The organism is Devosia insulae DS-56 (assembly GCF_000970465.2).
Classification (GTDB): domain Bacteria; phylum Pseudomonadota; class Alphaproteobacteria; order Rhizobiales; family Devosiaceae; genus Devosia_A; species Devosia_A insulae.
The window spans coordinates 1-25534 of record NZ_LAJE02000155.1; the positions used below are offsets into that span (position 1 = coordinate 1).

The following is a 25534-nucleotide window of genomic DNA, read 5'->3' on the forward strand; positions in this document are numbered from 1 at the left end:
CCACTCACCCCACCACCCGCCCGACCCGCCGATCGATCAGCATCACCGCCGTGATCACCACGAACGCGAACAGCACCATGCCGCCGGCGAGGATATGCGCCTTGTCCCATTCCAACCGCTCGACGAAATCGTAGATCGCCATCGACACCAGCTTGGTCTTGCCGGGGATATTGCCGCCGATCATCAGCACCACGCCGAACTCGCCGACCGTATGCGCGAAGGTGAGGATGGCGCCGGTGAGGTAGCCGGTGCGCGACAGCGGGATCACCACCCTGGAGAACGTCGTCCACCGCCCGGCCCCGAGCGTTGCCGCCGCTTCCAGCGGTTCCTCGCCCAGCGCCTCGAAGGCGGTGCGGAGCGGCTGCACCATGAAGGGCAGCGAGTAGAGCACCGAGGCGATGACCAGCCCCTCGAACGAGAAGGCCAGCGTCCGCGCCCCCCACAGCGGCGCCAAGAGGCCGCCCGGACCATTCGGCCCGAACGCCAGCAGCAGATAGAACCCGAGCACGGTCGGCGGCAGCACCAGCGGCAGCGACACCACCGCGGCGATCGGCGCCTGCAGCGGCGAGCGCGTGCGGCAGAGCCACCAGGCGATCGGCGTGCCGATGACCAGCAGGATCAGGGTGACGATGAGTGCCAGCGTCAGCGTCAGCCCGACAGGCTGGACGATCTCACTGGCATCAAGCATCCGAAAGCCCTCACTGACCCGAGCCGACCTCGTAGCCGTATTTCTCGATGATGGCGCGCGCTTCGTCGCCCTTCAAGAACTCGAGGAAGGCGGCAGCCGCGGGATCGGCCTCACCGGGCTTCAGCAGCACTGCATCCTGGAGGATCGGCGAATAGTCCTCGGCCGGGACGCGCCACACCTGCGAGGCCGGCTTGTCGATCACCTGGCTGAGCGCCACGAAGCCGAGCTCGGCATTGCCTGAGTCGATGAACTGCAGCGCCTGGCTGATGTTCTCGCCGGTAACGATCTTGGGGGTCACCGCTGCGGTCAGCCCGAGCTTTTCCAGCGTTTCCATCGCTGCGGCGCCGTAGGGCGCGGTCTTGGGGTCGGCGACCGACAGGTGCTGGAACGCGTTAGCCTTCAGTACCGCCGCCCCGTCGGTGAGATCGAGCGAGGGCGAATAGAGCACGACCTTGCCCACCGCATAGGTGAACACCGTGCCGTCGACCGCAAACCCATCCTTGACCGCCTGCGCCGGCCGCTTGTTGTCGGCCGCAAAGAACACCTCGAACGGCGCGCCCTGGCTGATCTGCGTGTAGAGCGCGCCCGTCGCGCCGAAGCTGAAGGTCACCGTGTCGCCAGTCTTCGCCGTGAACGCCGCACCGATCTCTTCGGCCGGTTTGGTGAAGTTGGCGGCCACCGCCGCGCTGACATCGGCCGCAACGGCCGGCGCGCTCGTCAGCGCGAGCAGGCTGATGCCAACGAGAAGGGTGGTCCGATGCATAGGATCCTCGATATGTCCGAATGGGAATATCGATGGTTGTGCCAATGCCAGACGCGGGCAGCAAGCGTTATTTTCCTTGGGACATATCGTGTAGCGCCAGCAGCGCCTCGACATCCCGGGCGATCGCCTTGCGTGTCGCCTCCTGCATACCGCGATAGCGCTCCAGCACCTCGCAGCCCGCTGCGGTAAGCGACGCTCCCTGCGCGTTGCCGCCGCGCGACGCCTCCACCAGCGGCGCCCCGAACCCCTCGTTCAACGCCTGCACCAGCCCCCAGGCCCGCTTGTACGACATCCCCATCCGCTTGGCGGCTTCGGAGATCGAGCCGGTCTCGGCGATCAGTTCCATCAGGTCGGCGCGGCCCGGCCCGATATAGAAGCTTTCGCTGAGCGTGACGCGGAGGTGCGAGAGGCCGATGACCGCACTAGTCTTTTTCACCGCACTCTCCGGCTCTTCCTTCTCCCCTTGAGGGAGAAGGTGGCGAGCGAAGCGAGACGGATGAGGGGACGGATATCGCTACTTCCCCTCACCCGCCCCGCTTCGCGGGGCACCCTCTCCCTCAAGGGGAGAGGGAAGAAAGTCTCAGCCCTTCAACGCCGCCGCTTCCCGTGCCAGCGTCTCGATCCGCTTCCAGTCCCTGTTGGCGATGGCATCGGCCGGCATGATCCACGAGCCGCCGACGCAGATCACGTTGGGCAGCGCCAGGTATTCCCTGGCCTTTGCCATGTCGATGCCGCCGGTCGGGCAGAAGGTGATGTCGGCGAGGGGGCTGGCATAGGCTTTCAGCACCTTCACCCCACCCAGCGCCTCGGCCGGGAAAAACTTAAGAAACGAGTAACCATGTTCCGACGCGGTCATCGCCTCGGTCGGCGTGCCGATGCCAGGCAGCAGCGGGATCTTGTGCTCTTCGGCCGCCTCGAGCAGCCGCGGTGACGCACCGGGCGACACCATGAACTGGCAGCCGGCATCGACCGAGTGGCCCATCTGCAGCGGCGAACGCACCGTGCCTGAGCCGACCACGGCGCCCGACACCTTGGCCATTTCCTCGATGATCTGCAGCGCGTGCGGCGTCCTCAGCGTCACTTCCAGCACCGGCAGGCCGCCGGCCACCAGCGCTTCGGCCAACGGCCGCGCCGCCGACACATCATCGAGGACGATGACCGGAATCACCGGCGCAAGCGAGAGAGTCTGGCGAAGGGCGGCGGCGTCTTGCGGCATGGCGATCCTCGAGGGGCTGTCGTTCGGCGAGAGCGTTAGGCACTTGCCGCATGCCGATCAAGCCAAATCGCGACATTGAAATGGCGGCCAATCGACCTTAAGTCTCCCACCTGTCTGGAGGGACGGTCCGGTGCAGCTTATCAACGCTCTGACCCCGCTCGAGGAGGCTCGCGCCATCCTCGCGGAGAGTTTCGATCTCAAGTTCACCAAGGCGGTCGAACGCGTCACGTCGCGCGTCTACGATCGGGTGAAGGACCGCATCCCCGAGATCGAATGGCCCTTCTATGCGCCGCTGATCCTGCAGATCAACCGGCTGAAGAAGGAGAAGGATGCGGTCATCCTTGCCCATAACTACCAGTCGCCGCAGATCTATCACGGCGTCGCCGATATAGTCGGCGACAGCCTGCAGCTCGCCATCGAGGCCACCAAGGTCAAGCAGTCGATCATCGTGCAGTGCGGCGTGCACTTCATGGCCGAGACCTCGAAACTGCTGAACCCCAAAAAGACCGTGCTGATCCCCGACAGCCGCGCCGGCTGCTCGCTCGCTTCCTCGATCACCCCCGAGGACGTCATCGCCATGCGCGCCCAGTATCCCGGCGTGCCGGTCATCACCTACGTAAACACCTCCGCCGCGGTGAAGGCAGTGACCGACGTCTGCTGCACCTCGTCGAACGCCGCCGATATCGTCAACGGCGTCGCCGGCGACACGGTGATCATGATCCCCGACCAGTACCTGGCGCGCAACACCGCCAAGAAGACGCAAAAGAAGGTCATCACCTGGGCCGGCTCGTGCGAGGTGCACGAAACCTTCACCGCCGCCGACATCGCCGAGCTGCGCCACGCCTACCCGACGGCCAAGATCATCGCCCACCCCGAGTGCCCGCCCGAGGTGATCGACGCGGTGGATTTCGCCGGCTCGACCGCCGCGATGATCGACTACGTCAAGACCCAGAAGCCACCACGCGTGGTGATGGTCACCGAGTGCTCGATGTCCGACAATGTCGCCTCCGAAGCGACCGGTGTCGATTTCCTCCGCGGCTGCAACATCTGCCCGCACATGAAGCGCATCAACCTCGAGAACGTCCTGTGGTCGCTCCACACCATGACCGAGGAAGTCACCGTCGCCGACGAACTGCTCGAACCCGCCCGCGCCGCCGTGCAGCGCATGATCGACTTCTCCAAGAAGCGCGACTGACCCCGTTTCGACCCCTGCGCAATGGCGCGCGCTGTATCGGCGGACATGGACTTTCGTCTGCGTCTGGCTTCGATCAGTAGGTAGCCCTTGCCGCCCAAGCTCAATCAAATCAAGCGCGTGCTTGACTTTGAGGGTTGCGCGACTCTGGCACCGCGCTAGATTTGCCGGATCGGGCCACGACTTCCCGGCCCGCAACCGAGGGGTAAAAGCGTCGTGCCACATTCCTTCAAGATCACCTCCGCCAAGGGCGGGCAGTTCGTTGCCAAATATGTCTACAACGCTGAGACCATCTTCTGGTCGGAGAACTATGCGGGCAAGGACAGCGCCAAAAACGCCATTGCCTCGCTGAAGAAGAACGCTCCCGGCGCATCTGTGGTGGATACGGCCAAGGGCGAGACCGGCAAGGGCTACCGCTTTGAGCTGGCGGCCTCCAAGGACGGCCAGACCTTCGTCCGCTTCGTCGCCGCGAACGGCGAGACCATGGTCCGGACCGAAACCTACAAGTCGAAGTCGAGCGCCAAAAACGCCATAGAATCGCTTAAGAAGCGGGCCGCAGAAACTCCGGTGGTCGACGAGGCCTGATCCGGGCGTTTCGCCCGGGGGAGTCCAATGACCTTTACTGATAACGTCCTCAACGCCGACGGTGCTCTCATCGTCGGCGCTGGTTTGGCCGGCTTGTTCTGCGCGCTGAAGCTCGCCCCCCGCCCCGTCACCGTCATTTCTCCCGTGCCGCTCGGCAATGGTGCCTCGTCCGCCTGGGCGCAGGGCGGCGTCGCTGCGGCGGTCGGCCCCGGTGACACCTCGCATGCCCATGCCGTCGACACCGAGATCGCCGGCGCCGGCATCGTCGATGAGGACGAAGCGGAATCGGTCACCGCTGAAGCCGCGGCGCGCATCGAGGACCTCGCCCGCTGGGGCACCCCGTTCGATCGCGACGAGCTCGGCCACTACGTGCTGAGCAAGGAAGCTGCCCACTCGCGCAACCGTGTGGTACGCGTCGAAGGCGACCGCGCCGGTTACGCCATCATGCAGGCTATCATTGCCGAGGTGCGCAAGACCCCGTCGATCCGCATCGTCGAGGGTTTGACCGTCGTCGATCTCGCCCGCGCCGATGGCCGCATCATCGGCGTCTATGCGCGCAAGCTTGGTGATCGCTATGCCGAGCCGGTGCTGATCCGGGCCCGCGCCACCGTGCTCGCCGCGGGTGGGCTCGGCGGGCTCTATGCCGTCACCACCAACCCCTCCGGGGTGCGCGGCCATGCCATGGGCATGGCGGCCCGCGCCGGGGCGCTGATCGCCGACCCTGAATTCGTGCAGTTCCACCCCACCGCCATCGCTACGGGCGCCGACCCTGCGCCGCTCGCCACCGAGGCGCTGCGCGGCGAAGGCGCCATCCTCGTCAACGATCTCGGCGAGCGCTTCATGCCGGCGATCCATCCCGATGCCGAGCTGGCGCCGCGCGATATCGTCGCCCGCGCCAATTATCGGCAGATCAAAGCCGGCCGGAAAGTGTTCCTCGATACCCGCGAGGCGATCGGCGCGCGCATCCTCACCGCCTTCCCCACCGTCGCCAAATACTGCACCGATTTCGGCATCGACCCGGTGACCCAGCTGATCCCGGTCACCCCGGCGGCACATTACCACATGGGCGGCGTCAAGGTCGAAGCCAATGGCCGCTCCTCGCTGCCCGGCCTGTGGGCCGCCGGCGAGTGCTCATCGACGGGCCTGCATGGCGCCAACCGCCTCGCCTCGAACTCGCTGCTCGAGGCCGTGGTCTATGGCGCGCGCATCGCCGCCGATATCTCCGGCCTCGAGCCGCTGCGGAGCCCCCTCGCCCCCTTCCCCGGCATCGGCTGGGATCCGGTCGAGGGCGAGGCGGTGGAGGAGCGCCTGCGCAACCACGTGTCGGTGAAGGAATTGCGCCGCACCATGACCGACCTGGTCGGGGTCGAGCGCAACGCCACGGACCTGCGCACCGCGTTGCGCCGCATTGCCGAGATCGAGGTCACCGCGCAGGGCGTCACCCGCTCGTTCCTCAACATGACCACCTCCGCGACCATGGTCGCGGCCGGTGCGTTGCAGCGTGAAGAAAGCCGCGGCGGCCACTTCCGCACCGATTTCCCAGAACCGCGCCCCGAATGGGAGCACCACACCGAGATGACCCTCGAAGACGCCCTCGCTATCCGCGCCGGGGCCTGATGGCAAAACTATCATAAAGTGATAGTCTGCTCCCTGAAGGAGACCAGCCATGCCATCCAGCTACACCCTCGGGGAACACTACGAGAAGTTCGTCCGCGAGCTCGTCGAAAGCGGCCGCTACAACAGCGCCAGCGAAGTGCTGCGTGACGGGCTGCGGCTGATGGAAGAGCGAGAAATCACGCGGCAGGCCAAGCTGGACTGGCTGCGTGCCGAAATCGCCAAGGGCTACGAAGGCGAGCCTGAGCCGTGGGATGTCGAGGACATCAAGCGCGAAGGCCGCCGCATTCTGGCTGAGCGCAAGAAGAGCAATGCCGCTTAGAGTTCGCCGCTGGCCACAGGCCAAGCTTGATCAGTCCGACATCTGGCTTTCAATCGCCGAAGATAGCGTCAGGGCCGCCGATGCGGTTCTGACGGACCTCGACCACATCGCGAACCTGCTTGCCGATTACCCTGAAGCCGGTCCACAGCGCACAGAACTCGGTCCGGGGATCCGATACTATCCGTCGGGCAGCTACCTGGTCTTCTACTCGATCTCGGACCACTTCATCGAGATTCGCCGCATCATGCACGGCGCACGCGAGATCACAGCAAGCCTGTTCGACGACTAACCTACTCCTCTCCGAGCAGATACGCCCCCACCGCTTCGCGGTCCGCCTCGGTCCAGAACGAGGTGCCGTCGGTGATCACCTCGCCCATGGCGCTGCCGAGCACGTTGAACTCCGGGGTAAATCCGTCGCTTAGCGCGCTGGCGATCGAAGCGACGTCATAGCCTTCGGCCTTCAGCCGTTCGGCTGTGAGTGCCGGGGCCTTGCCGCCGGTGCCGCCGGCCGGGTTGCCGGTCAGTTCCTTGCCCTTCTCCACCGCACCGAGGAGGTTCCGCGGCGAGTGGCACATCACGCAGTGCCCCGGCCCCTCGACCAGATAGCGCCCGCGGTTCCAGCGTTCCGAGTGGCTCGGATCGGCCTCGTAGCGGCGCGGCGTGAAGAACAGGTTCTTCCAGCCGGCCACCAGCGGCCGCATGTCGAACGGGAAGGCCACCTCGTGCGGCTTGGCCGAAGTGCTGACCGGCGGCACCTGCTGCAGCGCGGCATAGAGATCGGCGACATCCTGGTCGCTCATCAGCGTGTAGTTTTCATAGGGGAACGCCGGATAAAGATGCCCCGCCGGCCCTTCGCCATCGCTGATCGCTTTCGAGAACTGCGCCAGCGTCCAGCCGCCAATGCCCGCCTTGGGGTCGGAGGTGATGTTGGGCGCATAGAACGTGCCGAACGGTGTCACCAGCCCGGGGCCGCCGCCCAGCTCGGCGACGCCGCTCTTCTTGTCGGTGTGGCAGGTGATGCAATCGCCAAGCCGCAGCAAATACTGCCCACGCGTCACGTCGCCGGCGAGCGTCAGATCGCGCGCCGCGCCCTGCACCGGCTTCAGCATATAGACGGCAATGCCGGCTCCCAGCAGCACTGCTACCAGGAGCATCCAAACCCAGTGACGCAATGTAACAGGCCTCCGCCAGCAACTCGGGCGGCAATTGACCAGCGCTGCCAATTAACCGCAACTGACGAGCCTGTGAGCAGCGGAATCAGCTAGCCTCGACGCCAGGCCGCTAGGGGGCGGCCCCCACTATGGCTCAAATCATCGAGGCACGAGCCGTTTCCAAGCGGTTCCGGCAGCATCGCCGGTTCCCCGGCTTTCTGGGCGCGCTGAAGACTCTGGTTACCGCCGAATACACCGAGATCGAGGCGGTGACCGACGTGAGCTTTGCCATCGCCCAGGGCGAGGCGGTCGGCTATCTCGGCCCGAACGGCGCCGGCAAATCGACGATGATCAAGATGATGACCGGCATTCTCGTGCCGTCGGCCGGTGACCTCACCGTGTTGGGGCGCGTGCCGCACCGCGAGCGCCAGGCCAATGCTCGTGAGATCGGCGTGGTCTTCGGCCAGCGCAGCCAGCTCTGGTGGGACCTGCCGGTGCGCGACTCGTTCGAACTGCACCGCGAGATTTATGGCATCCCGCGCCCTCGCTTCGACGAGAACCTGAAATCGCTCAGCAGCCTGCTAGACTTGGAGCCCTTCCTCGAGCGCGCCGTCCGGCAGTTGAGTCTGGGGCAGCGCATGCGCGCCGAGATCGTCATGGCGCTGCTGCATGATCCCAAAATCCTGTTCCTCGACGAGCCGACCATCGGCCTCGACGTCGTTGCCAAGGATGCGGTGCGCAAGTTCCTGTCGCGCGTCAACCGCGAACGTGGCACCACCATCATCCTCACCACGCACGACCTGCAGGATATCGAGGAGATCTGCCCACGCCTGATCATGGTCGATCACAGCCGCCTGATCTTCGACGGCGAAACGGCAAAGCTCCGCACCGCCCTCGGCTCGGCCCGCCGGCTGATGCTGGAATTCGCCGCCGATCCCGGGCCGCTCGAACTCAAAAGCGCGCGGCTCACGTCCGACGATGGCCTGCGCAAGCACTACCTGCTGGAGCGCGACGACATCTCGTTGGTGCATGTGCTCGACGAGATCGGCGACACCACCGCGCTCAAGGACATCTCAATCGAGGAGCCCAATATCGAGGAGGTGATCCGGACCTTCTACCAGCGCCGCAACGCCGAGTTGCCGCCCAGATGAGCGTCTACTTCGCCTTCGCCCGCAGCGCCTTTCTGACCCAGCTCGCCTATCGCCACGAGGTCTGGGCCAACATGATCGGCAAGCTGGTGCAGGTGTTTGCCCGCGTCGCCATCTGGGTCGCCATCTATGGCGGCACTGCCAGCATTGCCGGCGTCAGCCTCGAGCAGATGGTGACCTACGCGCTGCTCGGCGGCGCGGTGACCGGCGCCATCCGCTACGAATCGATCATCAGCGGCATCGGCCAGGCGCTGCGTACGGGCGACGTGGCCGTGTGGCTGCTGAAGCCCGCCAGCTTCCCGCTCTATGTGCTCGCCACCGAACTCGGCCGCGCCGCTTTTCGCTTCGTCATCCTCGTCGTGCCGACAGTGGCAGTCGTTGCCGCCGTCTACGGCATGCTGCCCCCGGCGAGCCCGTTCCACGGCGTGATGTTCGTCGCCTATGGCCTCCTCGCCTACACCATCATCGCCCTGCTCTCGGCGCTGTTCGGCCTCGTCGCCTTCTGGCTCCTCACCTCGTTCTCGCTCGAATGGATGATGCAGGCGATCCTCAACCTGCTTTCCGGCCAGTTGATCCCGTTCTGGTTCTTCCCCGCCCCGGTCGCCGTCATCGCCGCGCACCTGCCCTTCGCCTGGATCGTCTACTACCCCTCGGCCGTCTGGCTGGGTCGGCTCGACGTCACGGCGACCCTTTCTTATTTCGGCCTCGGCCTCGGCTGGGCGGCATTGCTCGCGGTCGGCGTGGTACTGCTCTGGCGCCAGGCCTCCACCCGCATCGTGGTGCAGGGAGGCTGAGATGCTGCGCACCCTCCGCATCCTGCCGCGCCTCGCGCTGATGTACCTGCGCTCGCAGCTGGAATATCGCGGCGCCTTCTGGATCGACCGCGTCGCCCAGGTCATCACCTATGCGAGCTCATTCGCGGTGATCTGGATCCTCGCCGACCGCTTCGGCACCATTGCCGGCTGGAACTGGTCGGAGCTCGCGTTGCTGTTCTCGTTCCACCTGCTTGGCTACTCGCTCGGCGCCTGCATGAGCTTCACCCAGATGCGCCAGCTCGAGGAAGCGGTGCGGCTCGGCACCCTCGATACGCTCTTGACCAAGCCGATCAGCCCCTGGGCCTATATGGTGTTTTCCGGCCTCAACCCCGGTTACACCGGCCACGCCCTGCTCGGCATCGTCATGATGGGCTGGGCCCTCTCGATCGTCGCCGTACCCTGGTCGATCGGCTGGGTCGCCTACTTCCTCGCCTCACTGATCAGCGCCGCCATGGTCACCGGCGCAGTCCTCACCATGATCGGCGCCACGGCGCTGATCTGGACCCGCTCCAACCACCTCTATTCGCTGTTCTTCGGCTTCTGGGAGCTGTCGCGTTACCCGATCAACATCTTCCCCACCGCCATCCAGGCGACCATGCTGAGCTTCGTGCCACTCGGCTTCATGGCCGCCGTGCCGGTCGCGGTACTGCTGGGTAAGCCCGTGCCGATCCTGGGCGATTGGGCCGGCCCGGCAGCCTTGCTCGCCGGACCGTTCTTCGTCGCGCTCGCCATGTGGCAGTGGCGCTATGCGCTCGATCGCTATCAGGGGGCTGGGGGCTGAATGTTATCTGAGGGCCAGTGGCCTCGCGGCGAACTCGACCCCGCACCACCCACCGGCGTCATCCCCGCGAAGGCGGGGACCCAGTGGGATTTCTCAGCTTCAGCGGGTGCCGCAGCATCCCACTAGGTTCCCGCCTGCGCGGGAATGACGTCGGTGTGGGTTGAACCATGACGGCCCCACCCATCCGCGCGTCGCGCCAATTACGCCTTGGCCAGCACCGCGTCGACTTCGCCGCGGGTCGGCGGGTGGCAGCCGACGAACTGGCAGTTGAGCCCTGCCGCCACGGCGCCGAAACGCAGCATCGTCGCGAGCGCCGCATCATCCATGGCGCCGAGCTTGCCGGGCTTGAGGTTGCCCTGCTCGTTGAGCAGCGTCAGCACCGCCGCCATCAGCGTGTCGCCGGCGCCCACCGTGTCGCCGAACGGCACGGCCGGGTAAACGCCCTGTCTCGCCGAACCTGACTTGGTGAAGGCCCGGCTGCCCTCGTCGCCGAAGGTGACGATCACCAACTCGCAATTTGGCCGGCCGAGGAAATCGGCGGTGTACTTTTTCACCAGCGCTTCGACCTCGGCCGCTGTCAGCTCGGTGGCGCGCACTGCGCGGCTCTGCTCCAGCGAGGCGAGGTCCTCGATCGACACCTTCACCAGGTTGACGAGGTCGAGAAAGCTCGAGAGCCGCGCCTTGTAGCCGGCAAAGTCGGGCACCAGCGACGGCCGCACATTGGGGTCCATGGTCAGCGTCGCGCCCCGCCGCGCCGCTTCTTTGGCCACATCCAGCCAGATCGCCGCATCCTCAGGCTCGATCGGGCAGAAGCCGCCGACCTGGAACGCCTCGAGCTTGGCTGGCAGCGCCGCGATCAGCCCCTCACGGGTGAAGGCGCGGTCGGCATTGCGATAAAAGCCGTACTGCGCACTCTTTTTGGCATCGAACGTCACCACCGCCAGCGTGGTGTAAGCCTCCACCCGCTCGGCGAGCAGCGGCTTCGCCCCGGCTTCCGCCAGCGGCGCCAAGAGGTAGGTACCGAGGCCGTCGGTGCTGATCGGGCAGAGGAAGCCGGTGTCGTTGCCGAGCTTCGAAAGCGCGATGGCGCAGTTGTAGGGCGACCCACCCTGGTGCGCGACGAGGCGGATCACCCCATCGGCCCCGACCGGCTCCGAGATCAGGTCGATCAGGCTTTCGCCACCCACTACGAACATCGCGTATTCCCTCGCCAAAACTGCTGCATCGTTACAATGCCGACGCGCAAAAATTCAAGCTCAGGAGGCGAGCGCTCCGGGGATGAAGGCGTCGCGCCGGAAATCCGAGGGCGACATGCCGGCGATCTTGCGGAACGACTTGTTGAAGGCGCTGAGCGAGCCGAACCCCGACTCCATGGCAACGCGCAGCACATTGGCGTCGTCACGCAGCAACAGCGCCTGCGCATAGCTCAATCGCAACAGGCTGACATACTCGTTGAGCGTCATGCCGGTGGAGCGCTTGAAGATGCTCATGGCGTATTTCGGATGGAGGTTCGCCGCCCGCGCGATATCGACCGAGTCGATCTCGTGCAGGAAATTTTCGGCGATGTAATCGCACATCTTGCCGACATTGCGCGACGACTGCACTTCGGCGGTTTCGACCGCATGGCCGGCCGCCTTGCTGTCACCCACCAGCTCGTAGGGTTCGAACCGCACCCGCTCCAGCCGCAGCAGCAACTCGTCCACCGCGTGCTGCGCCTTCACCGCATCGCCCGAGCGGGCATAGCGGTTCCAGCGCACGAAATTGTGTGCGTCGGAATCATCGGGCGTGCAGCTGAGCAGCGTCGTGCCCTGCATTAACCGATGCGGCACATCCTCGGGCAGTCGCAAGCGGAAGAAATGCATCAGCGGCAGGTGCGCCCCGGCATAAACGGCATCGTCGCTCAGGTCGTACAACTGGTGCGGCAGGCCGCCCCAGAACAGCACCATCTGGCCCGCCGAGAGCTTCAACTCGTGCGTGTGCATGCGATAGTGCAAGGTCCCCGAGACAACGAAGTTGACTTCGACCTGCGCGTGCCAGTGCGGTTTCAGCATCACCAGCGGGTGGTTGTGGAACGTCGACAGGATCGTCGGATGGGCTTCGACGCTCCCGGCGTGCGGCTGATAAAACCCGCGCTCATGCACCTTACTTTCCGCCAAGTCGAGTTTCCCTTTGTCGCGGACATGCGCCTTTGGTCGCATATTCTAACCACGCTTGCCCAAGGTGAGCCAAATGAAAACGGGAGGAACTGTATGACCACCACCGCATCGCGCTGGCGCCACGCGCTCGCCATTGCCGCAGCCGCCGGCGTCTCCGTGCTCACCATGACCGCCGCCATGGCCGTCGATGTCACCGTCTGGGCCTGGGATACCAACTTCAACGGCGCCGCCATGAAGGAAGCCGCGTCGCGCTATGCCCCCACGCATCCGGACGTGAACATCAAGATCGACGACAGCATGCAGCAGGAGGATATCCGCCAGAAGCTGCAGACCCAATTGCTCGCCGGCGACACCACCGGCCTGCCCGACATCGTGCTGATCCAGGACGACGTGGCGCAGAAGTATCTGCAGTCGTTCCCGGGCGCCTTCGTGCCGCTGTCCGACTCGATCGATATGACCGCTTTCGCGCCTTACAAGGTCGCTGCCGCCACCCATGACGGCAAATCCTACTCGCTGCCCTTCGACTCGGGCGTCACCGGGCTGTTCTATCGCGCCGACTACCTCAAGGAAGCCGGCTACGAAGCCGACGCTCTCAAGGACCTGACCTGGGACAAGTTCATCCAGATCGGCAAGGACGTGAAGGCCAAGACCGGCCACAACCTGATTGCCCTGGACCTCAATGGCAGCGGCCTCATCCGCATCATGATGCAGTCGGCCGGCGTCTGGTACTTCAACGCCGATGGCAGCCTCAACATCGTCGACAACAAGCCGCTCAAGGCCGCGCTCGAGACCTACGCCAAGATCTGGCAGGCCGATATCGTGAAGCCCGCCTCCGGCTGGACCGAGTTCACCAGCGCCTTCACCTCGGGTGAAACCACCGTCGCGCTCAACGGCGTGTGGATGACCGGCACCATCAAGTCGCAGCCCGACCAGTCCGGCAAGTGGGGCGTGGCGCCCATTCCCAAGCTCGAAGGCGTCGAGGGCGCGACCGGCTATTCGAACGAAGGCGGCTCGAGCTGGTACGTGCTGTCGTCGGGTCCCGGCAAGGACGCAGCCGTCGACTTCCTCAAGTCCATCTGGGCGACCGACGTCGACTTCTACCAGAAGATCCTCGTCGGCCAGGGTGCATTCAGCACCTGGCTGCCGGCTTCGGCGGGCGACGCCTACAAGGCCTCGGACGATTTCTTCGGTGGCCAGCCGGTGTGGGCGAACTTCTCCGAGTGGCAGGCCAAGATCCCGAGCATCGACTACGGCATCTACACCGCTGAAGTCGACGCCGCGGTGGTTGCCCAGCTCCCGACCATCACCCAGGGCGGCAGCGTTGACGACGCGCTGAAGGCCATCAACGACCAGGCCAGCCAGCAGATGCAGTAACGGGTTCGGAGGCGGGGCCAACGGGCACCGCCTCCCACTCCCATGTTGCGGTCGCACGCCTTGCCGCGTGCGACCGGCACTGTTGTGAAGTCGCCTGTCGGGGGAGTTGGCATGGCAAACGCTAGACTTGGTCGTACCGAGCAGATCACCGGCTGGACGTTCATCGCGCCCGCCCTCGTGCTGCTCGGCATCTTCATGCTCTATCCGATCCTGTGGTCGCTCTGGATGAGCTTCCAGGTCGGCAAGGGGATGAACTTCAATTTCGGCGGTTTCGCCAACATCGTCCGCCTCACCAAGGATCCGGTCTTCATCCGCGCGCTGGTCAACACCCTGACGTTCCTCGTCGTGCAGGTGCCGATCATGATCATGCTGGCGCTGCTCGCGGCAGTGGCGCTGAACGATCCGAAGTTGCGCTTCCGCGGCTTCTTTCGCACCGCCATCTTCCTGCCCTGCGTGACCTCGCTGATCGCCTACTCGACCCTGTTCAAGTCGATGTTCGCCACCGACGGCATCGTCAACAAGATGCTGATGGCGGTCTGGATCATCCAGGAGCCGATCCACTGGCTGCAGGATCCGTTCTGGGCCAAGATCCTGATCATCATCGCCATCACCTGGCGCTGGACCGGCTACAACATGGTGTTCTACCTGGCGGCGCTGCAGAACGTCGACCGCTCCATCTACGAAGCGGCCCGCATCGATGGCGCTTCGGGATGGCAGCAGTTCTGGCAGATTACCGTGCCGATGCTGAAGCCGGTGATCCTGTTCACCACCATCATTTCGACCATCGGCACGCTGCAGCTGTTCGACGAGGTCAACAACATCACTCAGGGCGGCCCCTCGGACTCGACGCTGACGCTCTCGCTCTACATCTACAACCTGACCTTCAAGTTCATGCCCAGCTTCGGCTACTCGGCCACTGTCTCCTGGGTCATCGTGCTGCTCGTTGCCGTACTCAGCTTCCTGCAGTTCGTCATCGCACGGGATCGCAGCAAATGACCGATCAGGCCCTTCCCCTCGCCACCTCCCGAGCCGAGCGCCGCACGCGGTCGTTCAACCTGCCGGGCTTTGTCGCCCGCACCATCAAGTACCTGCTGCTGAGCCTTGCGGCCTTCGTCTCGATCTTCCCGTTCTTCTGGATGGTCGTGGGCGCCACCAACCGCTCGGTCGATATCGGCATCGGCAAGGCCACCTTCGGCGACCAGCTGTTCATCAACGCCGCCAACTTCTTCGCCACAGTGGATGCCCCGCGCATCTTCTGGAACTCGGCCTTCATCGCACTGGTCGGGACCGTGCTGACGCTCGCCATCTCATCGCTTGCCGGCTACGGCTTCGAGATGTTCCGATCGAAGTTCCGCGAACGCATCTTCACCCTGATGCTGCTGCTGCTTTCGATCCCGTTCGCGGCGCTGATGGTGCCGCTGTTCGTGATGATCTCGTCGTTCAAGCTCGTCGGCACCGTGGCGGCCGTGGTGCTGCCTGGCATCGCCTCGATCTTCATCATCTTCTACTTCCGCCAGGCGACCAAGGCGTTCCCGGGCGAGCTGCGCGACGCGGCACGGGTAGACGGGCTCAACGAGTGGCAGATCTTCTTCTATATCTACCTGCCCACGATGCGCTCGACCTACGCTGCCGCGATCATCATCGTGTTCATGGCCAACTGGAACAACTACCTGTGGCCACTGATCGTGCTCAACAAGCCCGAGCAGAAAACCGCGACACTCGTCATCTCGTCGCTGACCTCGTCCTATACCCCCGACTTCGGCATGATCCTGTTCGGCACGATCCTCGCCACGCTGCCGACGCTCATCATCTTCTTCCTGCTCCAGCGCCGCTTCGTCGAAGGCATGCTGGGCGCGGTGAAATAGCGACCAACCGCCAATTGCCCCAACGGCAGGAATCGCTGCCGTTGGGCCCGATTTCTTGAGGAGAGTATCATGACCATTCAGGCCCCCATCCGCTGGGGGATCATCGGCCCGGGCGCCATCGCCAAGGACTTTACCCGCGGCCTCAAGGACTCGCGGCTGGGCAAGCTCGAAGCGATCGCTACCCGCAACCCGAACAAGCCCGGCCTCGCCGACGACTTCCCGGGCGCCCGCGTCATCCACGGCTATGACGCCTTGCTCGCCGACCCCAACGTCGATGCGGTCTATCTCGCTTTGCCCCATACCGGCCACGCCGAGTGGGCGATCAAGGCGGCCGAAGCCGGCAAGCACGTGCTGGTCGAAAAGCCGATGGCGCTTACCGCCTTCGAAGTCGATGCGGTGATCCACGCGCACAGGAAGGCCGGCACCTTCGTCGGCGAAGCCTTCATGTACCGGCTGCACCCGCAGACCCAGAAGCTCTGGGAGCTGGTGAATTCCGGCACCATCGGCGAAGTGCGCGCCATCAAGTCGAGCTTCGGCTTCCAGATGGGCAAGTTCATCCCCGACCACCGCATCTTCGCCTCGGAACTCGCCGGGGGCGGCATCCTCGATGTCGGCGGCTATCCAGTCTCGATGTCGCGCTTCATCGCCGGCGCTTCGCTGGGTCGGCCGTTCGCCGATCCGGTGAAGGTGTCGGGCATGGCCCGTCTCAATGCCGAAGGCACCGATGACTGGGCCGCGGCGCTGCTGCAGTTCGAGAACGGCATCATCGCCGAAGTCAGTTGCTCGGTGTTCGTCAACCAGGACAACATGCTGCGCATCCTCGGCTCGGACGGCCGCATCGAAGTGCCGAACTTCTGGTTCGCCGATGGCGGCCGTGAAGGCGGCGACGGCAAGATCGACATCATCCGCAATGACGGCAGCCGCGAGACGATCAGCGTCGGCAAGCAGAAGCACCTGTTCTCGTTCGAGGCCGATGCGGCTGCCGAAGCCATCCTCGCCGGCCGGCAGGAGCTGACCGCGCCGGGCATGACCTGGGCCGACAGCCTCGGCCAGGCCCGTGCGCTCGACAAGTGGCGCGCCGATGCCGGCATCGAGTTCAGCATCGAAAAGTCGACCCGCCGCATCAACACGCTGTCGGGCCGCCCGCTCAAATCCGGCGGCACGGTGATCCCCAAGCGCACTATTCCGGGCGTCAAGAAGGCCGCCTCCGCCGCTGCGCTGGGCTTTGAAGATTTCCGCACCTTCGCTTCCGGCGCCATCCTGCTCGATGCGTTCTGGGAAAAGGGCGGCAACATCTTCGACACCGCCTTCATCTACGCCGGCGGCTATACCGAAAAGCTGTTCGGCGAGTGGCAGAAGTCGCGCGGCGTGCGCGAAGAGGCCGTGGTGATCGGCAAGGGCGCCCATAGCCCGCTGGTCTACCCGGACGTGATCTCCAAACAGTTGACCCAGTCGCTCGATCGGCTGCAGACCGACTATGTCGATGTCTACTTCATGCACCGCGACAACCTCGACGTGCCGGTCGGTGAATTCGTCGACGCCATGGATGCCGAGGTGAAGAAGGGCCGCATCCGCGGACCGTTCGGCGGTTCGAACTGGACCCGCGAGCGCTTCGACGAGGCCATTGCCTATGCCGACAAGCACGGCAAGCAGCGGCCGGGCGCGCTCTCCAACAACTTCGCCCTCGCCGAGATGCTCGATCCGATCTGGGCCGGCTGCGTCACCTCGTCGACATCAGAGTGGAAGCAGTGGCTCAGGGATCGCCAGATCCCGAACTTCTCCTGGTCGAGCCAGGCCCGTGGCTTCTTCACTGACCTCGCCGGCCGCGATAAGCGCGACAACGAGGAAATGGTCCGCGTCTGGTACAACGAGCAGAACTTTGTGCGTCGCGACCGGGCGATCGAACTGGCCACCAAGCTCGGCAAGAGCCCGATCCACGTGGCGCTTGCCTACGTGCTGGCCCAGGACTTCCCGTCCATCCCGCTGATCGGCCCGCGCAAGCTCGGCGAACTGGACGACAGCATGAACGCCTTCGACATCAAGCTGACGGCTGAGCAGGTGCAGTGGCTGGAGGGGTAATAGCCCCTTCAAACTGAAGCAGACGGCCCCCTCCCGGCCTCCCCCATAAAGGGGGAGGTGAAGAGGAGTTTGTGGCTCGATCGAGCCCTTCTCACCGGCGGGCACCTCCCCCTTCATGGGGGAGGATGGGAGGGGGCCGTCTCTCTCAGTCAGCGCGCCTGCAAAACCCGGTCAGCTCGCCTTCACGAACCGCTCCCGCCACCACGCCGTCCAGCGCTGCTCCAGCGCGACAAACTCTGCGTCCGACAGCCCGAACGTCGTCAGCACCGCGGTGCCGCCGCCATTCGGCCCGCCATTCGGCGCCGGCTGGTCGGTGATCACCATGAGCCCATCACCCCAGCCATCGACACTCATCCCGACCTGGTGCTGCGAGTGGTGCCACACCGTACCGGCCACCTGCTCACCAACCGGCAGCTCGAAGGCCGCCTTGCTGCCCGCAGCGGCGCTCCACAGCGCATCGAGCCCCAGCGCTTCGACCGGCAGCGCTCCCGGCGCCTGCAGCTTGCCCGAGAGGAACAGCGTCCGCCGCTTCGCCCCCGGATGCCGCTCGATATAGTGCCGCAGCTGCTGGAAGAACGTCGTCCAACCCTCCCAGGTATCCTCGTAGAACGCATTCCAGTCGCCGGTCACCGCGCTGCTGCGCACCACCCGCAGGATCGTACCGCCGGGCGTCGCCCTGAGCTCCATGCGGTCGGCAATCCCTTCGTGCTCGTGAATGGCCAGCACCTTGTTGGCCTCATCCGCCGTGGCGTGGTCGAAGAAGATGAACTGGATCTCGTCCTTCAGCGTATCGGCGTCCCAGCCGAACCAGTTGAGCATCTGCGCGGGGTCACGCAGCGCCGCCCACACCGTCTCGATCGGCGCCGCGATGGTCATCTCGACGATAACGCGATCCTGTTTCTCGGCCATTTCGTACTCCTCAGTTGATCCTGCCGGTCGGCTTGCCCTTGATCGCCGGGTGCCCGCCGATCATCACGCGGTAGCGCCGCCCCTCGCCTTTCGGCGCGAACTCTTCGGCGAGCCCGGCGACCATCGCCGTCAGTCGCTCGGCAAAGGCCTCGATATCCTGCGGCGCGGCAAAGCCGATATCCGCCTCGATGGTGAAGGTCAGCAGCCGGACGCCCTCGTCGGCCGCGGCCGCCTGCATCCGCGTCACCTCGCGCACCGTCTCGGCCGAGCGCGCCACCAGGTGCTCGGCGGCGAAGCGATCCTGCTTTTCCACCGCCGGCGGGACGCCGAAGATCGAGGGATCGACGACGAACGAGCCGGCCCTGGCGACGAACAGCCGCTCGGTGAAGCCGCGCCGCTGCCGCGTGCCGGCCGGCATCACCAGCCCGGCCTTTTCCAGCGCATGCAGGTGATAGCCCACCTTCTGTCGCGGCAGCTCCAGCGCCACCGCCAGCGTCGCCGCCGAACCCGGCTCGCGCAGCAGCACCAGCAGCTTCAGCCGCAGCGGCGTCATCGCCTGCCGCGCCTTCGTTGCATCCTCAATCAGGGCCGGCGTCAGCTTGTCCATGTCCGCAGACTACAATAGGCAAATTAATTTGTCTATTAGGCAATGAATGCAGCAGCCTGGCCACAAGGCGTTGACGGAGCGGTGCGACGCGTGTTCCCTGCCAGGAAAGACAAAAACTGTTCGCGCCTGAACGCGAAGCGCATCGGGGAACTGGGAGGACGGGTGCAGATACTGGTCGGGTATGTCCGGGCGGTCGGCGCGATAAATCGCTGGCTGGGCCTGGCGCTGAGTTGGCTGTCGCTGGCCGTGGTCCTGGTGTGCTTCGCGGTGGTGGTGCAGCGCTACTTCTTCCACACCACGCAATTGTGGATGCAGGACCTCTATGTCTGGCTGTCGGGGGCCATGTTTACCGGCGTCGCCGGCTTCGCGCTGCTGCGCGACGATCACGTGCGGGTCGATATTTTCTACCGGTCGTGGTCAACCCGCGGCAAGGCGATCGCCGACCTGATCGGCGTCGTGCTCTTTCTGATCCCCTACGTGCTCGTGGTGGGCATCTACGCCTGGCCCTTCGTCATGCGATCCTGGCGCATCTACGAGGGCTCCGCCAATGTCGGCGGCATGCCCGGGCTCTTTGTCCTCAAATCCTTCATCATCGTATTCGTCGTCGTCGTCGGGTTGCAGGGCCTCGCCATGGCCTGCCGTTCCATCCTCGTGCTCGCCGGTTGCGAAGACCAATTGCCCGAACCGCTACGCTATCGCGACGAGTCTGCCTCATGAGTTCGGTACTGCTGGGCGAGATCCTCGCCGCCACTATGTTCCTCGGCGTGATCGGCGTCCTGCTGCTCGGCTTCCCGGTGGCCTTCTCGCTCGCCGGCACAGCTCTGCTGTTCGGCACTGCCGGCATGTTCCTCGGCATCTTCGACCCCTCGAACTTCGGCTCGCTCGCCAACCGCTACATCGGCACCATGTCGAACGAAGTGCTGGTCGCAGTTCCGCTCTTCGTCTTCATGGGCGTGATGCTCGAGCGCACAGGCATCGCAGAGGCGCTGCTCACCACCATGGGCAAGTTGTTCGGCAACCTGCGTGGCGGCCTTGGCATCTCGGTGATCCTGGTAGGCGCCCTGCTCGCGGCCTCGACCGGCGTCGTCGGAGCGACCGTCGTGACCATGGGGCTGATCTCCCTGCCCGCCATGCTGCGCGCCGGCTACGACCCCAAGCTCGCCTCAGGCGTCATTTGCGCCTCCGGCACCCTGGGCCAGATCATACCGCCTTCGACGGTGCTGATCTTCATGGGCGACATGCTGAGCGGCATCAACGCCCAGGTCCAGATGGCCAAGGGCAACTTTGCACCCGAACCAGTATCGGTCGGCGCGCTGTTCGCCGGCGCATTCATCCCCGGGCTGGTGCTGGTGACGCTCTATATCGGCTGGATGATCTTCAAGGCCATTACCAACCCCCAATCCTGCCCGGCAACACCCGTGCCGGCCGAGGAGAAGCGTCATCTGTGGCGTGAAGTTCTGGTGGCGCTGGTGCCCGCCCTTGCACTCATCGTCGCCGTACTGGGCTCGATACTTGGCGGCATCGCCACGCCGACCGAGGCGGCGTCGGTTGGCTCGGTTGGCGCTATCGCCCTCGCCGCAGCAAAGCGGCGCTTCACCTTCAGCGTGCTCAAGCAGGCCGTCGTCGCAACCGCGACGATGACTTCGATGATCTTCATTATTCTATTCGGCGCCGCGGTGTTCTCGATCGTCTTCCGTCTTATGGGTGGCGACAACCTCGTGCATGCCTTCCTTTCGAACATGCCGGGCGGCGCCATCGGCGCCACCATCATCGTCGTGCTGATCATGTTCGTGCTCGGTTTCATCCTCGACACTTTCGAGATCATCTTCATCGTGATCCCGATCACCGCGCCGATCCTGCTGACGCTCGGTGTGGATCCGATCTGGCTGGGCGTCGCAGTGGGCGTCACCCTGCAGACCAGTTTCCTCACGCCGCCATTTGGGTTCTCGCTCTTTTATCTGCGCGGTGTGGCGCCTTCCCGCGTCACCACGATGATGATCTATCGGGGCGTCGGACCATTCGTCGCGCTGCAGTTGATGGCCATCGGCGTGCTGTTCCTCTGGCCCGATCTCGCCACTTGGCTGCCGCGGCTGTTGTACCGCTGAACCAACAAAAAACGGCCCAGGCTAAATCCCGGGCCGTCATCTGTTGCCGGAGCTGCCTCAGCTGAAGCTGAAATACTTCTGCCGCGCAGCGAGGAACGGCATATCGGTCCCCTCGGTACGGGTCCGCAGCAGATTGAAGGCCGACACATAGCTCTCGGCCACCTTCTTGGTCAGCGCGTCGCCATTGCTGCGAATATCGGCGATGATCTCCGAGGCCGCCTTGGCGCCCGCCTCGAGGATCTCCTCGGGGAACTGCCTGACCTGCACGCCGTGCTCGCTCACCAGCGCCTGCAGCGCCCGCGGGTCGTTGGCGTACATGTCGGAGGCGACATCGTCGTAGGCCGCCTGGGTGACAGCCTTGACGATAGCCTGAAGATCCTCAGGCAGCGCCTGGAACTTCGCCTTCGAAACCACCAGTTCGGTGGCGAGGCCCGGCTCGACGAAGCTCGGGAAATAATAGTTCTTGGCGATCTGGTAGAAGCCGAGCGCCAAATCGTTGTAGGGGCCGACGAACTCCGCCGCATCGAGCGTGCCGGACTGCAGCGCCGCGAAGATTTCACCCGCTGCCATGTTGGTCACCGCCGCGCCGAGCTTGGCCCAGGTCTGGCCACCGAGACCCGGGGTGCGGAAGCGCAGGCCCTGGATATCGGCGACTCCGGTCAGTTCCTTCTTGAACCAGCCACCGGCCTGCGTGCCTGTATCGCCGCTGAGGAACCCCTGCACGCCGAACTGGTCATAGATTTCGTCCCAGATTTCCTGCCCGCCAAGAAATCGCACCCAGGCAGTGAGCTCGCGGCTGGTCATGCCGTACGGCACACCGGTGTAAAAGCTCAGGCCCTGGCTCTTGTTCTGCCAGTAATACGCCGCGCCGTGGCTCATCTCGGCTGACCCATCGATAACCGCATCGAGCGATTGCAGTGGTGGCACCATTTCGCCTGCCGCGAAAACCTGCACCGTCAACCGACCGCCCGATGCAGCCGTGATCCGATCAGCCAGATTCTGTGCACCGACACCAAGTCCGGGGAAGTTCTTCGGCCATGTCGTGACCATGCGCCAGGTAATGTTGCCCTGGGCGATGGCGGGCGCGGCGAGGGCCGTGGCGGCAGCCACTCCCGCGGTCATGGCGGTGGCGGATTTGAAGAATTCGCGTCGCTTCATTGAGTTAGTCCTCCTCTGGCTGATTTGTCTGGCCGTCTCATCCGACCTTGCGTCTAGATGAACAGGCAGCGGCCGAACTGTCCACCAGCCGCCCCGATCAAATCCGAAGAAAAATCTCTGGCGTCGGGAATAAGTCCCGCGCCGCGGTGTTGGAGACAATGAGGCGCGGCCCAATGCCCGCACCCGACAAGCCCAACGGAGGGAATCATGAAACTTGCAGTCACGCTCGGCGCTGCCGCGCTCGCCCTGTTCGCTACCGCCGCCATCGCCGAGGATTATGTCGGCGGCGCCATCAAGACCATGGAGATCGCCGGCAAGGAAGTGCTGGTCGGCGCCAACGACATGACGCTCTATACCTTCGACAAGGACGCCGTCGGCGTCACCAACTGCTACGACAAGTGCGCCGAGAACTGGCCCCCGCTGATCGCCGATGCCGGCGCCACGGCCGAGGGCGATTTCACCCTGGTCGACCGCACCGACGGCTCCAAGATGTGGGCCTACAAGGGCTGGCCGCTCTATTTCTGGGTGAAGGACGAGAAGCCCGGCGACACCACCGGCGACATGGTCGGCGAGGTCTGGCACACTGCCGTCGAGAAGTAGGCCGGCAACAGCTACATGGACTTCCTGGATGAGATCGAGGCGACGGTTCCGACATTGCGTCGCTATGCGCGCGCGCTGACGCGCAACGCCGATCGCGCCGATGATCTCGTCCAGGACTGTCTCGAGCGGGCGATCCGCAAGCGCAGCCTGTTCGCTCCTACCGGGCCGCTGCAGGCCTGGCTGTTCCGTATCCTGATCAACCTCTGGCGCAACGACCTTCGCTTCGAGCGCCGCCGTGGAGAGCACGTTCCCATCGACAGCCTCGTTTCCGAACCCTCGGTTGCTCCCGCGCAACCGGGCCGTATCGCCCTCGCCGAAATGTCCCGTGCCATCGACCGCCTACCCGACGACCAGCGCGAGGCGCTGCTGCTGGTCGTGCTCGAAGGCCTGAGCTACCAGGACGCCGCCGATATCCTCGGCATCCCCGCCGGCACGCTGATGTCCCGTCTCGGCCGCGCCCGTGCCGCGCTCCGCGCGTTGACCGGCAGCGGCGAGGAACCCAGATTGAGGTCGGTCAAATGACGAACCTCGCACCCGTCTCCGAAACCGACCTCCACGCCTTCGTCGATGGCCAGTTGCCACCGGAGCGCGCCGCCGAGGTCGAGGCCTGGCTCGCCGCCCATCCCGACAAAGCCGCCGAACTGGTCAACTGGCAGCGCCAGAACGAGGCGCTGACCGCCTTGTTCGGCAGCACCGCCGACGAGACCGTGCCGTCGCGGCTCGACCCACACCTGATCGCCCGCTCGCCCGCCGCTTCCCGCAGCTTCGGCTGGTCGCAGGCCGCTGCCGCGGCAGTGGTGACGCTGGCGCTGGGCGGCGCGCTCGGCTGGGCCGGTCGTGACTATTTTAGTCCACCGCCGCGCCAGGAACTGATCGCCTCGGCCGTCTCGGCGCACGCGCTTTACGTCAAGGAGAACCGCCACGCCGTCGAAGTCGTCGCCGCCGACAAGGATCACCTCGTCTCGTGGCTATCGAACCGCGTCGAGCGCCCGATCAATCCACCTGACCTTGCCGCCGACGGCTTCACCCTGGTGGGCGGCCGGCTGCTGCCCGGCTATGGGGAACAGTCCGCCGGCCCGGCCGCGCAGTTGATGTACGAGAACGCGGCGCAGGAGCGGGTAACGGTCTACATCACTGCCGCCCTGCCCGACCGCCGCACCGACAAGGAATTCACGGCGCGCGACAATCTCGATGCCTTCTACTGGGCCAATGACAAGATCACCTGCACCGTGGTCGGCGACCTGCCCGAAGCACAGATGCAGGCGGTGGCGAAGAAGGTCTACCAGCAGCTGACCTGGCGTCCGGATGGCGCGCCGGGCGGCACCTGGGGCACCTGATGGCAGTGCTTGCGCCATCGCGCGCCCTCGCATAGGTTCGCGCCCATGTTCGAGCTTGTGAACATTGCTGCATCCATTGTTCCGGCCGCGCTCCGTGGCGCCGGTCGTCGAGGTATGGGCGTCTTCGGCTAGACGCGGGGGTTCGGCATGCGCCGTCTCCGCCCGCCGGAGACGTAAAGCCCGAACCACATCCCCATACCCTGAGAACGAGAGAGCAACATGCTTTCCCTTTATGACGCCAACGGGCTTGTCCATTGGAACGAGCGCGAGATCCGCCTGCGCGACAGCGCCATCTCCTACATTTCGGCCGAGGTCACCGTGCTCCTCCGCTCGATCAACCCCGCCTGGGACATCCGCCGCGTCGAAGCGCCGATCCTGACGCCGCGCGAACTGATCTCGTCCGCCTATGGCCCGGACGATATCTATGTGCCGCAGCGCAGTTCCGACAGCGAGCGCGAACTGGTGCTCCGGCCCGAGACCACGCCCTCGACCTATGTCTACATGACGCACCAGCTCAACACCCACGCCAAAACCCGGCTGCCGTTCTGCGTCTGGCAGGCTGGCAAGTCGTTCCGCCGCGAGCAGGACCAGTCGACCCGGCACGTCCGGCTCAAGGAGTTCTGGCAGATGGAGTTCCAGTGCGCCTATGCCGCCGACACCGCCAACGACTACCACACCGCGGTGCTCGAGCCGGTACGCCGGATGATTGCCGCGGTGACCCGCCTGCCGACCCGCATCGTGCCGTCTGACCGGCTGCCGGCCTATTCCGAGATCACCATGGATATCGAGGTCGACAATGGCGACAAATGGATGGAGGTCGCCTCGATCTCCCGCCGCACCGATTTCCCGCAAAAGGCTGTGGTCACCGGCAAGAACGGGACGCGCGAGACCGACGTCCTGGTAGTCGAAATCGCCATCGGACTCGACCGCTGCATCTACAACTGGTCGATCGCCGACGAACGCGAGGCGGCCGTCACGGCCTGATGCAGGATGGGCGGGGAGCTTGCCGCTTCCGCCGGGTCAGATAGCTCGGTTCCGAAAGAGCACCCCCCCCCCCCCCCCTCCCCCT

The 25534-nt window shown here is 65.0% G+C and carries 28 protein-coding genes; 18 read left to right on the forward strand and 10 right to left on the reverse strand.

Features of this window, described 5'->3' with window-relative positions:
- Positions 1-4: 4 nt before the first annotated feature.
- From modB to eda, 4 genes are all read right to left on the reverse strand, one after another.
- On the reverse strand, positions 5-688 hold the full coding sequence (gene modB, locus VW23_RS09190) for a molybdate ABC transporter permease subunit (protein ID WP_069909279.1): 684 nt from the start codon (positions 686-688) through the stop codon (positions 5-7).
- 10 nt (positions 689-698) lie between these two features.
- Complete coding sequence (gene modA / locus VW23_RS09195; protein ID WP_069909280.1) at positions 699-1451, reverse strand: molybdate ABC transporter substrate-binding protein; 753 nt, start codon at positions 1449-1451, stop codon at positions 699-701.
- 67 nt (positions 1452-1518) lie between these two features.
- Positions 1519-1887: a winged helix-turn-helix domain-containing protein gene (locus VW23_RS09200; RefSeq protein ID WP_069909281.1), complete on the reverse strand. Its 369-nt coding sequence runs from the start codon at positions 1885-1887 to the stop codon at positions 1519-1521.
- 144 nt (positions 1888-2031) lie between these two features.
- On the reverse strand, positions 2032-2667 hold the full coding sequence (gene eda, locus VW23_RS09205; RefSeq protein WP_069909282.1) for a bifunctional 4-hydroxy-2-oxoglutarate aldolase/2-dehydro-3-deoxy-phosphogluconate aldolase: 636 nt from the start codon (positions 2665-2667) through the stop codon (positions 2032-2034).
- Positions 2668-2797: 130 nt separating this feature from the next.
- On the opposite strand from eda, the gene nadA reads away from it, so the two are divergent.
- From nadA to VW23_RS09230, 5 genes are all read left to right on the forward strand, one after another.
- Positions 2798-3862, forward strand: coding sequence for a quinolinate synthase NadA (gene nadA / locus VW23_RS09210; protein ID WP_069909283.1), 1065 nt, complete (start codon positions 2798-2800; stop codon positions 3860-3862).
- Between the two features lie 213 nt (positions 3863-4075).
- Entirely contained in the window at positions 4076-4444 is a 369-nt protein-coding gene (locus tag VW23_RS09215) for a YegP family protein (RefSeq protein WP_069909284.1), read from the forward strand.
- A gap of 27 nt (positions 4445-4471) precedes the next feature.
- Positions 4472-6061 carry an L-aspartate oxidase gene (locus VW23_RS09220; RefSeq protein WP_069909285.1) on the forward strand — a complete coding sequence of 530 codons (1590 nt, stop codon included), beginning with the start codon at positions 4472-4474 and terminating at the stop codon, positions 6059-6061.
- Positions 6062-6110: 49 nt separating this feature from the next.
- Complete coding sequence (locus tag VW23_RS09225; RefSeq protein ID WP_069909286.1) at positions 6111-6380, forward strand: type II toxin-antitoxin system ParD family antitoxin; 270 nt, start codon at positions 6111-6113, stop codon at positions 6378-6380.
- On the forward strand, positions 6370-6669 hold the full coding sequence (locus VW23_RS09230; protein ID WP_069909287.1) for a type II toxin-antitoxin system RelE/ParE family toxin: 300 nt from the start codon (positions 6370-6372) through the stop codon (positions 6667-6669). Before VW23_RS09225 ends, VW23_RS09230 begins: the two co-directional genes overlap by 11 nt.
- 1 nt (position 6670) lies before the next feature.
- Here the strand turns inward: VW23_RS09230 and VW23_RS09235 are convergent, their stop codons facing one another.
- Complete coding sequence (locus VW23_RS09235; RefSeq protein WP_084645827.1) at positions 6671-7534, reverse strand: c-type cytochrome; 864 nt, start codon at positions 7532-7534, stop codon at positions 6671-6673.
- 146 nt (positions 7535-7680) lie between these two features.
- Here VW23_RS09235 and VW23_RS09240 point away from each other — a divergent pair, with 146 nt between their 5' ends.
- The 3 genes from VW23_RS09240 to VW23_RS09250 are packed head-to-tail and all read left to right on the forward strand — an operon-like array spanning position 7681 to position 10275.
- The gene (locus VW23_RS09240; RefSeq protein ID WP_069909289.1) at positions 7681-8682 is read left to right on the forward strand and encodes an ABC transporter ATP-binding protein; all 1002 of its coding nucleotides are present in this window, start codon (positions 7681-7683) and stop codon (positions 8680-8682) included.
- Positions 8679-9473: an ABC transporter permease gene (locus VW23_RS09245; protein ID WP_069909290.1), complete on the forward strand. Its 795-nt coding sequence runs from the start codon at positions 8679-8681 to the stop codon at positions 9471-9473. Before VW23_RS09240 ends, VW23_RS09245 begins: the two co-directional genes overlap by 4 nt.
- A gap of 1 nt (position 9474) precedes the next feature.
- Positions 9475-10275: an ABC transporter permease gene (locus tag VW23_RS09250; protein WP_069909291.1), complete on the forward strand. Its 801-nt coding sequence runs from the start codon at positions 9475-9477 to the stop codon at positions 10273-10275.
- A 200-nt stretch (positions 10276-10475) separates the two neighbouring features.
- On the opposite strand, the gene VW23_RS09255 is transcribed toward VW23_RS09250, so the two are convergent.
- Both VW23_RS09255 and VW23_RS09260 read right to left on the reverse strand, forming a co-directional pair.
- The gene (locus tag VW23_RS09255) at positions 10476-11471 is read right to left on the reverse strand and encodes a PfkB family carbohydrate kinase (protein ID WP_069909292.1); all 996 of its coding nucleotides are present in this window, start codon (positions 11469-11471) and stop codon (positions 10476-10478) included.
- A gap of 60 nt (positions 11472-11531) precedes the next feature.
- Positions 11532-12416 carry a helix-turn-helix domain-containing protein gene (locus VW23_RS09260; RefSeq protein ID WP_069909304.1) on the reverse strand — a complete coding sequence of 295 codons (885 nt, stop codon included), beginning with the start codon at positions 12414-12416 and terminating at the stop codon, positions 11532-11534.
- Positions 12417-12524: 108 nt separating this feature from the next.
- On the opposite strand from VW23_RS09260, the gene VW23_RS09265 reads away from it, so the two are divergent.
- The 4 genes from VW23_RS09265 (at position 12525) to VW23_RS09280 (ending at position 17749) form a co-directional block, all read left to right on the forward strand.
- The gene (locus VW23_RS09265) at positions 12525-13805 is read left to right on the forward strand and encodes an ABC transporter substrate-binding protein (protein WP_069909293.1); all 1281 of its coding nucleotides are present in this window, start codon (positions 12525-12527) and stop codon (positions 13803-13805) included.
- 111 nt (positions 13806-13916) lie between these two features.
- Positions 13917-14801, forward strand: a complete 885-nt coding sequence (locus VW23_RS09270) for a carbohydrate ABC transporter permease (RefSeq protein ID WP_069909294.1) — start codon at positions 13917-13919, stop codon at positions 14799-14801.
- Entirely contained in the window at positions 14798-15670 is an 873-nt protein-coding gene (locus VW23_RS09275) for a carbohydrate ABC transporter permease (RefSeq protein WP_084645829.1), read from the forward strand. The genes VW23_RS09270 and VW23_RS09275 overlap by 4 nt, the downstream gene beginning before the upstream one ends.
- A 69-nt stretch (positions 15671-15739) precedes the next feature.
- The gene (locus VW23_RS09280; protein ID WP_069909295.1) at positions 15740-17749 is read left to right on the forward strand and encodes an aldo/keto reductase; all 2010 of its coding nucleotides are present in this window, start codon (positions 15740-15742) and stop codon (positions 17747-17749) included.
- Between the two features lie 171 nt (positions 17750-17920).
- Here VW23_RS09280 and VW23_RS09285 read toward each other — a convergent pair whose 3' ends face one another.
- Positions 17921-18658: an SRPBCC family protein gene (locus VW23_RS09285; RefSeq protein ID WP_069909296.1), complete on the reverse strand. Its 738-nt coding sequence runs from the start codon at positions 18656-18658 to the stop codon at positions 17921-17923.
- A gap of 10 nt (positions 18659-18668) precedes the next feature.
- On the reverse strand, positions 18669-19265 hold the full coding sequence (locus VW23_RS09290) for an ArsR/SmtB family transcription factor (protein ID WP_084645831.1): 597 nt from the start codon (positions 19263-19265) through the stop codon (positions 18669-18671).
- Positions 19266-19427: 162 nt separating this feature from the next.
- Here VW23_RS09290 and VW23_RS09295 point away from each other — a divergent pair, with 162 nt between their 5' ends.
- Together VW23_RS09295 and VW23_RS09300 are read left to right on the forward strand one after the other, a co-directional pair.
- Positions 19428-19982, forward strand: coding sequence for a TRAP transporter small permease subunit (locus tag VW23_RS09295; protein ID WP_069909297.1), 555 nt, complete (start codon positions 19428-19430; stop codon positions 19980-19982).
- On the forward strand, positions 19979-21370 hold the full coding sequence (locus VW23_RS09300; RefSeq protein ID WP_069909298.1) for a TRAP transporter large permease: 1392 nt from the start codon (positions 19979-19981) through the stop codon (positions 21368-21370). The genes VW23_RS09295 and VW23_RS09300 overlap by 4 nt, the downstream gene beginning before the upstream one ends.
- Before the next feature lie 57 nt (positions 21371-21427).
- On the opposite strand, the gene VW23_RS09305 is transcribed toward VW23_RS09300, so the two are convergent.
- Positions 21428-22528 (reverse strand): TRAP transporter substrate-binding protein, encoded by a 1101-nt coding sequence (locus VW23_RS09305; RefSeq protein ID WP_069909299.1) that lies wholly within the window; start codon positions 22526-22528, stop codon positions 21428-21430.
- 207 nt (positions 22529-22735) lie between these two features.
- Between VW23_RS09305 and VW23_RS09310 the strand changes: the two genes are divergently transcribed.
- The 4 genes from VW23_RS09310 to VW23_RS09325 all read left to right on the forward strand — a co-directional run bounded on the left by VW23_RS09310 (position 22736) and on the right by VW23_RS09325 (position 25449).
- Positions 22736-23128 carry a COG4315 family predicted lipoprotein gene (locus VW23_RS09310; RefSeq protein ID WP_069909300.1) on the forward strand — a complete coding sequence of 131 codons (393 nt, stop codon included), beginning with the start codon at positions 22736-22738 and terminating at the stop codon, positions 23126-23128.
- 15 nt (positions 23129-23143) lie between these two features.
- Positions 23144-23650, forward strand: coding sequence for a sigma-70 family RNA polymerase sigma factor (locus tag VW23_RS09315; protein WP_069909301.1), 507 nt, complete (start codon positions 23144-23146; stop codon positions 23648-23650).
- Entirely contained in the window at positions 23647-24465 is an 819-nt protein-coding gene (locus VW23_RS09320; RefSeq protein ID WP_069909302.1) for an anti-sigma factor family protein, read from the forward strand. Before VW23_RS09315 ends, VW23_RS09320 begins: the two co-directional genes overlap by 4 nt.
- Positions 24466-24684: 219 nt before the next feature.
- Positions 24685-25449 (forward strand): aminoacyl--tRNA ligase-related protein, encoded by a 765-nt coding sequence (locus tag VW23_RS09325; protein WP_069909303.1) that lies wholly within the window; start codon positions 24685-24687, stop codon positions 25447-25449.
- Positions 25450-25534: the final 85 nt, after the last annotated feature.

What these genes read in the sequence shown, in the direction of transcription:
- VW23_RS09235 (WP_084645827.1), bottom strand. Translation starts at nt 7,534, where the DNA reads ATGCTCCTGGTAGCAGTGCTGCTGGGAGCCGGCATTGCCGTCTATATG.
- VW23_RS09275 (WP_084645829.1), top strand. Translation starts at nt 14,798, where the DNA reads ATGACCGATCAGGCCCTTCCCCTCGCCACCTCCCGAGCCGAGCGCCGC.
- VW23_RS09325 (WP_069909303.1), top strand. Translation starts at nt 24,685, where the DNA reads ATGCTTTCCCTTTATGACGCCAACGGGCTTGTCCATTGGAACGAGCGC.
- VW23_RS09220 (WP_069909285.1), top strand. Translation starts at nt 4,472, where the DNA reads ATGACCTTTACTGATAACGTCCTCAACGCCGACGGTGCTCTCATCGTC.
- VW23_RS09285 (WP_069909296.1), bottom strand. Translation starts at nt 18,658, where the DNA reads ATGGCCGAGAAACAGGATCGCGTTATCGTCGAGATGACCATCGCGGCG.
- eda (WP_069909282.1), bottom strand. Translation starts at nt 2,667, where the DNA reads ATGCCGCAAGACGCCGCCGCCCTTCGCCAGACTCTCTCGCTTGCGCCG.
- VW23_RS09265 (WP_069909293.1), top strand. Translation starts at nt 12,525, where the DNA reads ATGACCACCACCGCATCGCGCTGGCGCCACGCGCTCGCCATTGCCGCA.
- VW23_RS09305 (WP_069909299.1), bottom strand. Translation starts at nt 22,528, where the DNA reads ATGAAGCGACGCGAATTCTTCAAATCCGCCACCGCCATGACCGCGGGA.
- VW23_RS09310 (WP_069909300.1), top strand. Translation starts at nt 22,736, where the DNA reads ATGAAACTTGCAGTCACGCTCGGCGCTGCCGCGCTCGCCCTGTTCGCT.
- VW23_RS09250 (WP_069909291.1), top strand. Translation starts at nt 9,475, where the DNA reads ATGCTGCGCACCCTCCGCATCCTGCCGCGCCTCGCGCTGATGTACCTG.
- modA (WP_069909280.1), bottom strand. Translation starts at nt 1,451, where the DNA reads ATGCATCGGACCACCCTTCTCGTTGGCATCAGCCTGCTCGCGCTGACG.
- modB (WP_069909279.1), bottom strand. Translation starts at nt 688, where the DNA reads ATGCTTGATGCCAGTGAGATCGTCCAGCCTGTCGGGCTGACGCTGACG.
- VW23_RS09290 (WP_084645831.1), bottom strand. Translation starts at nt 19,265, where the DNA reads ATGGACAAGCTGACGCCGGCCCTGATTGAGGATGCAACGAAGGCGCGG.
- VW23_RS09315 (WP_069909301.1), top strand. Translation starts at nt 23,144, where the DNA reads ATGGACTTCCTGGATGAGATCGAGGCGACGGTTCCGACATTGCGTCGC.
- VW23_RS09225 (WP_069909286.1), top strand. Translation starts at nt 6,111, where the DNA reads ATGCCATCCAGCTACACCCTCGGGGAACACTACGAGAAGTTCGTCCGC.
- VW23_RS09240 (WP_069909289.1), top strand. Translation starts at nt 7,681, where the DNA reads ATGGCTCAAATCATCGAGGCACGAGCCGTTTCCAAGCGGTTCCGGCAG.
- VW23_RS09245 (WP_069909290.1), top strand. Translation starts at nt 8,679, where the DNA reads ATGAGCGTCTACTTCGCCTTCGCCCGCAGCGCCTTTCTGACCCAGCTC.
- VW23_RS09320 (WP_069909302.1), top strand. Translation starts at nt 23,647, where the DNA reads ATGACGAACCTCGCACCCGTCTCCGAAACCGACCTCCACGCCTTCGTC.
- VW23_RS09255 (WP_069909292.1), bottom strand. Translation starts at nt 11,471, where the DNA reads ATGTTCGTAGTGGGTGGCGAAAGCCTGATCGACCTGATCTCGGAGCCG.
- VW23_RS09270 (WP_069909294.1), top strand. Translation starts at nt 13,917, where the DNA reads ATGGCAAACGCTAGACTTGGTCGTACCGAGCAGATCACCGGCTGGACG.
- VW23_RS09230 (WP_069909287.1), top strand. Translation starts at nt 6,370, where the DNA reads ATGCCGCTTAGAGTTCGCCGCTGGCCACAGGCCAAGCTTGATCAGTCC.
- VW23_RS09280 (WP_069909295.1), top strand. Translation starts at nt 15,740, where the DNA reads ATGACCATTCAGGCCCCCATCCGCTGGGGGATCATCGGCCCGGGCGCC.
- VW23_RS09300 (WP_069909298.1), top strand. Translation starts at nt 19,979, where the DNA reads ATGAGTTCGGTACTGCTGGGCGAGATCCTCGCCGCCACTATGTTCCTC.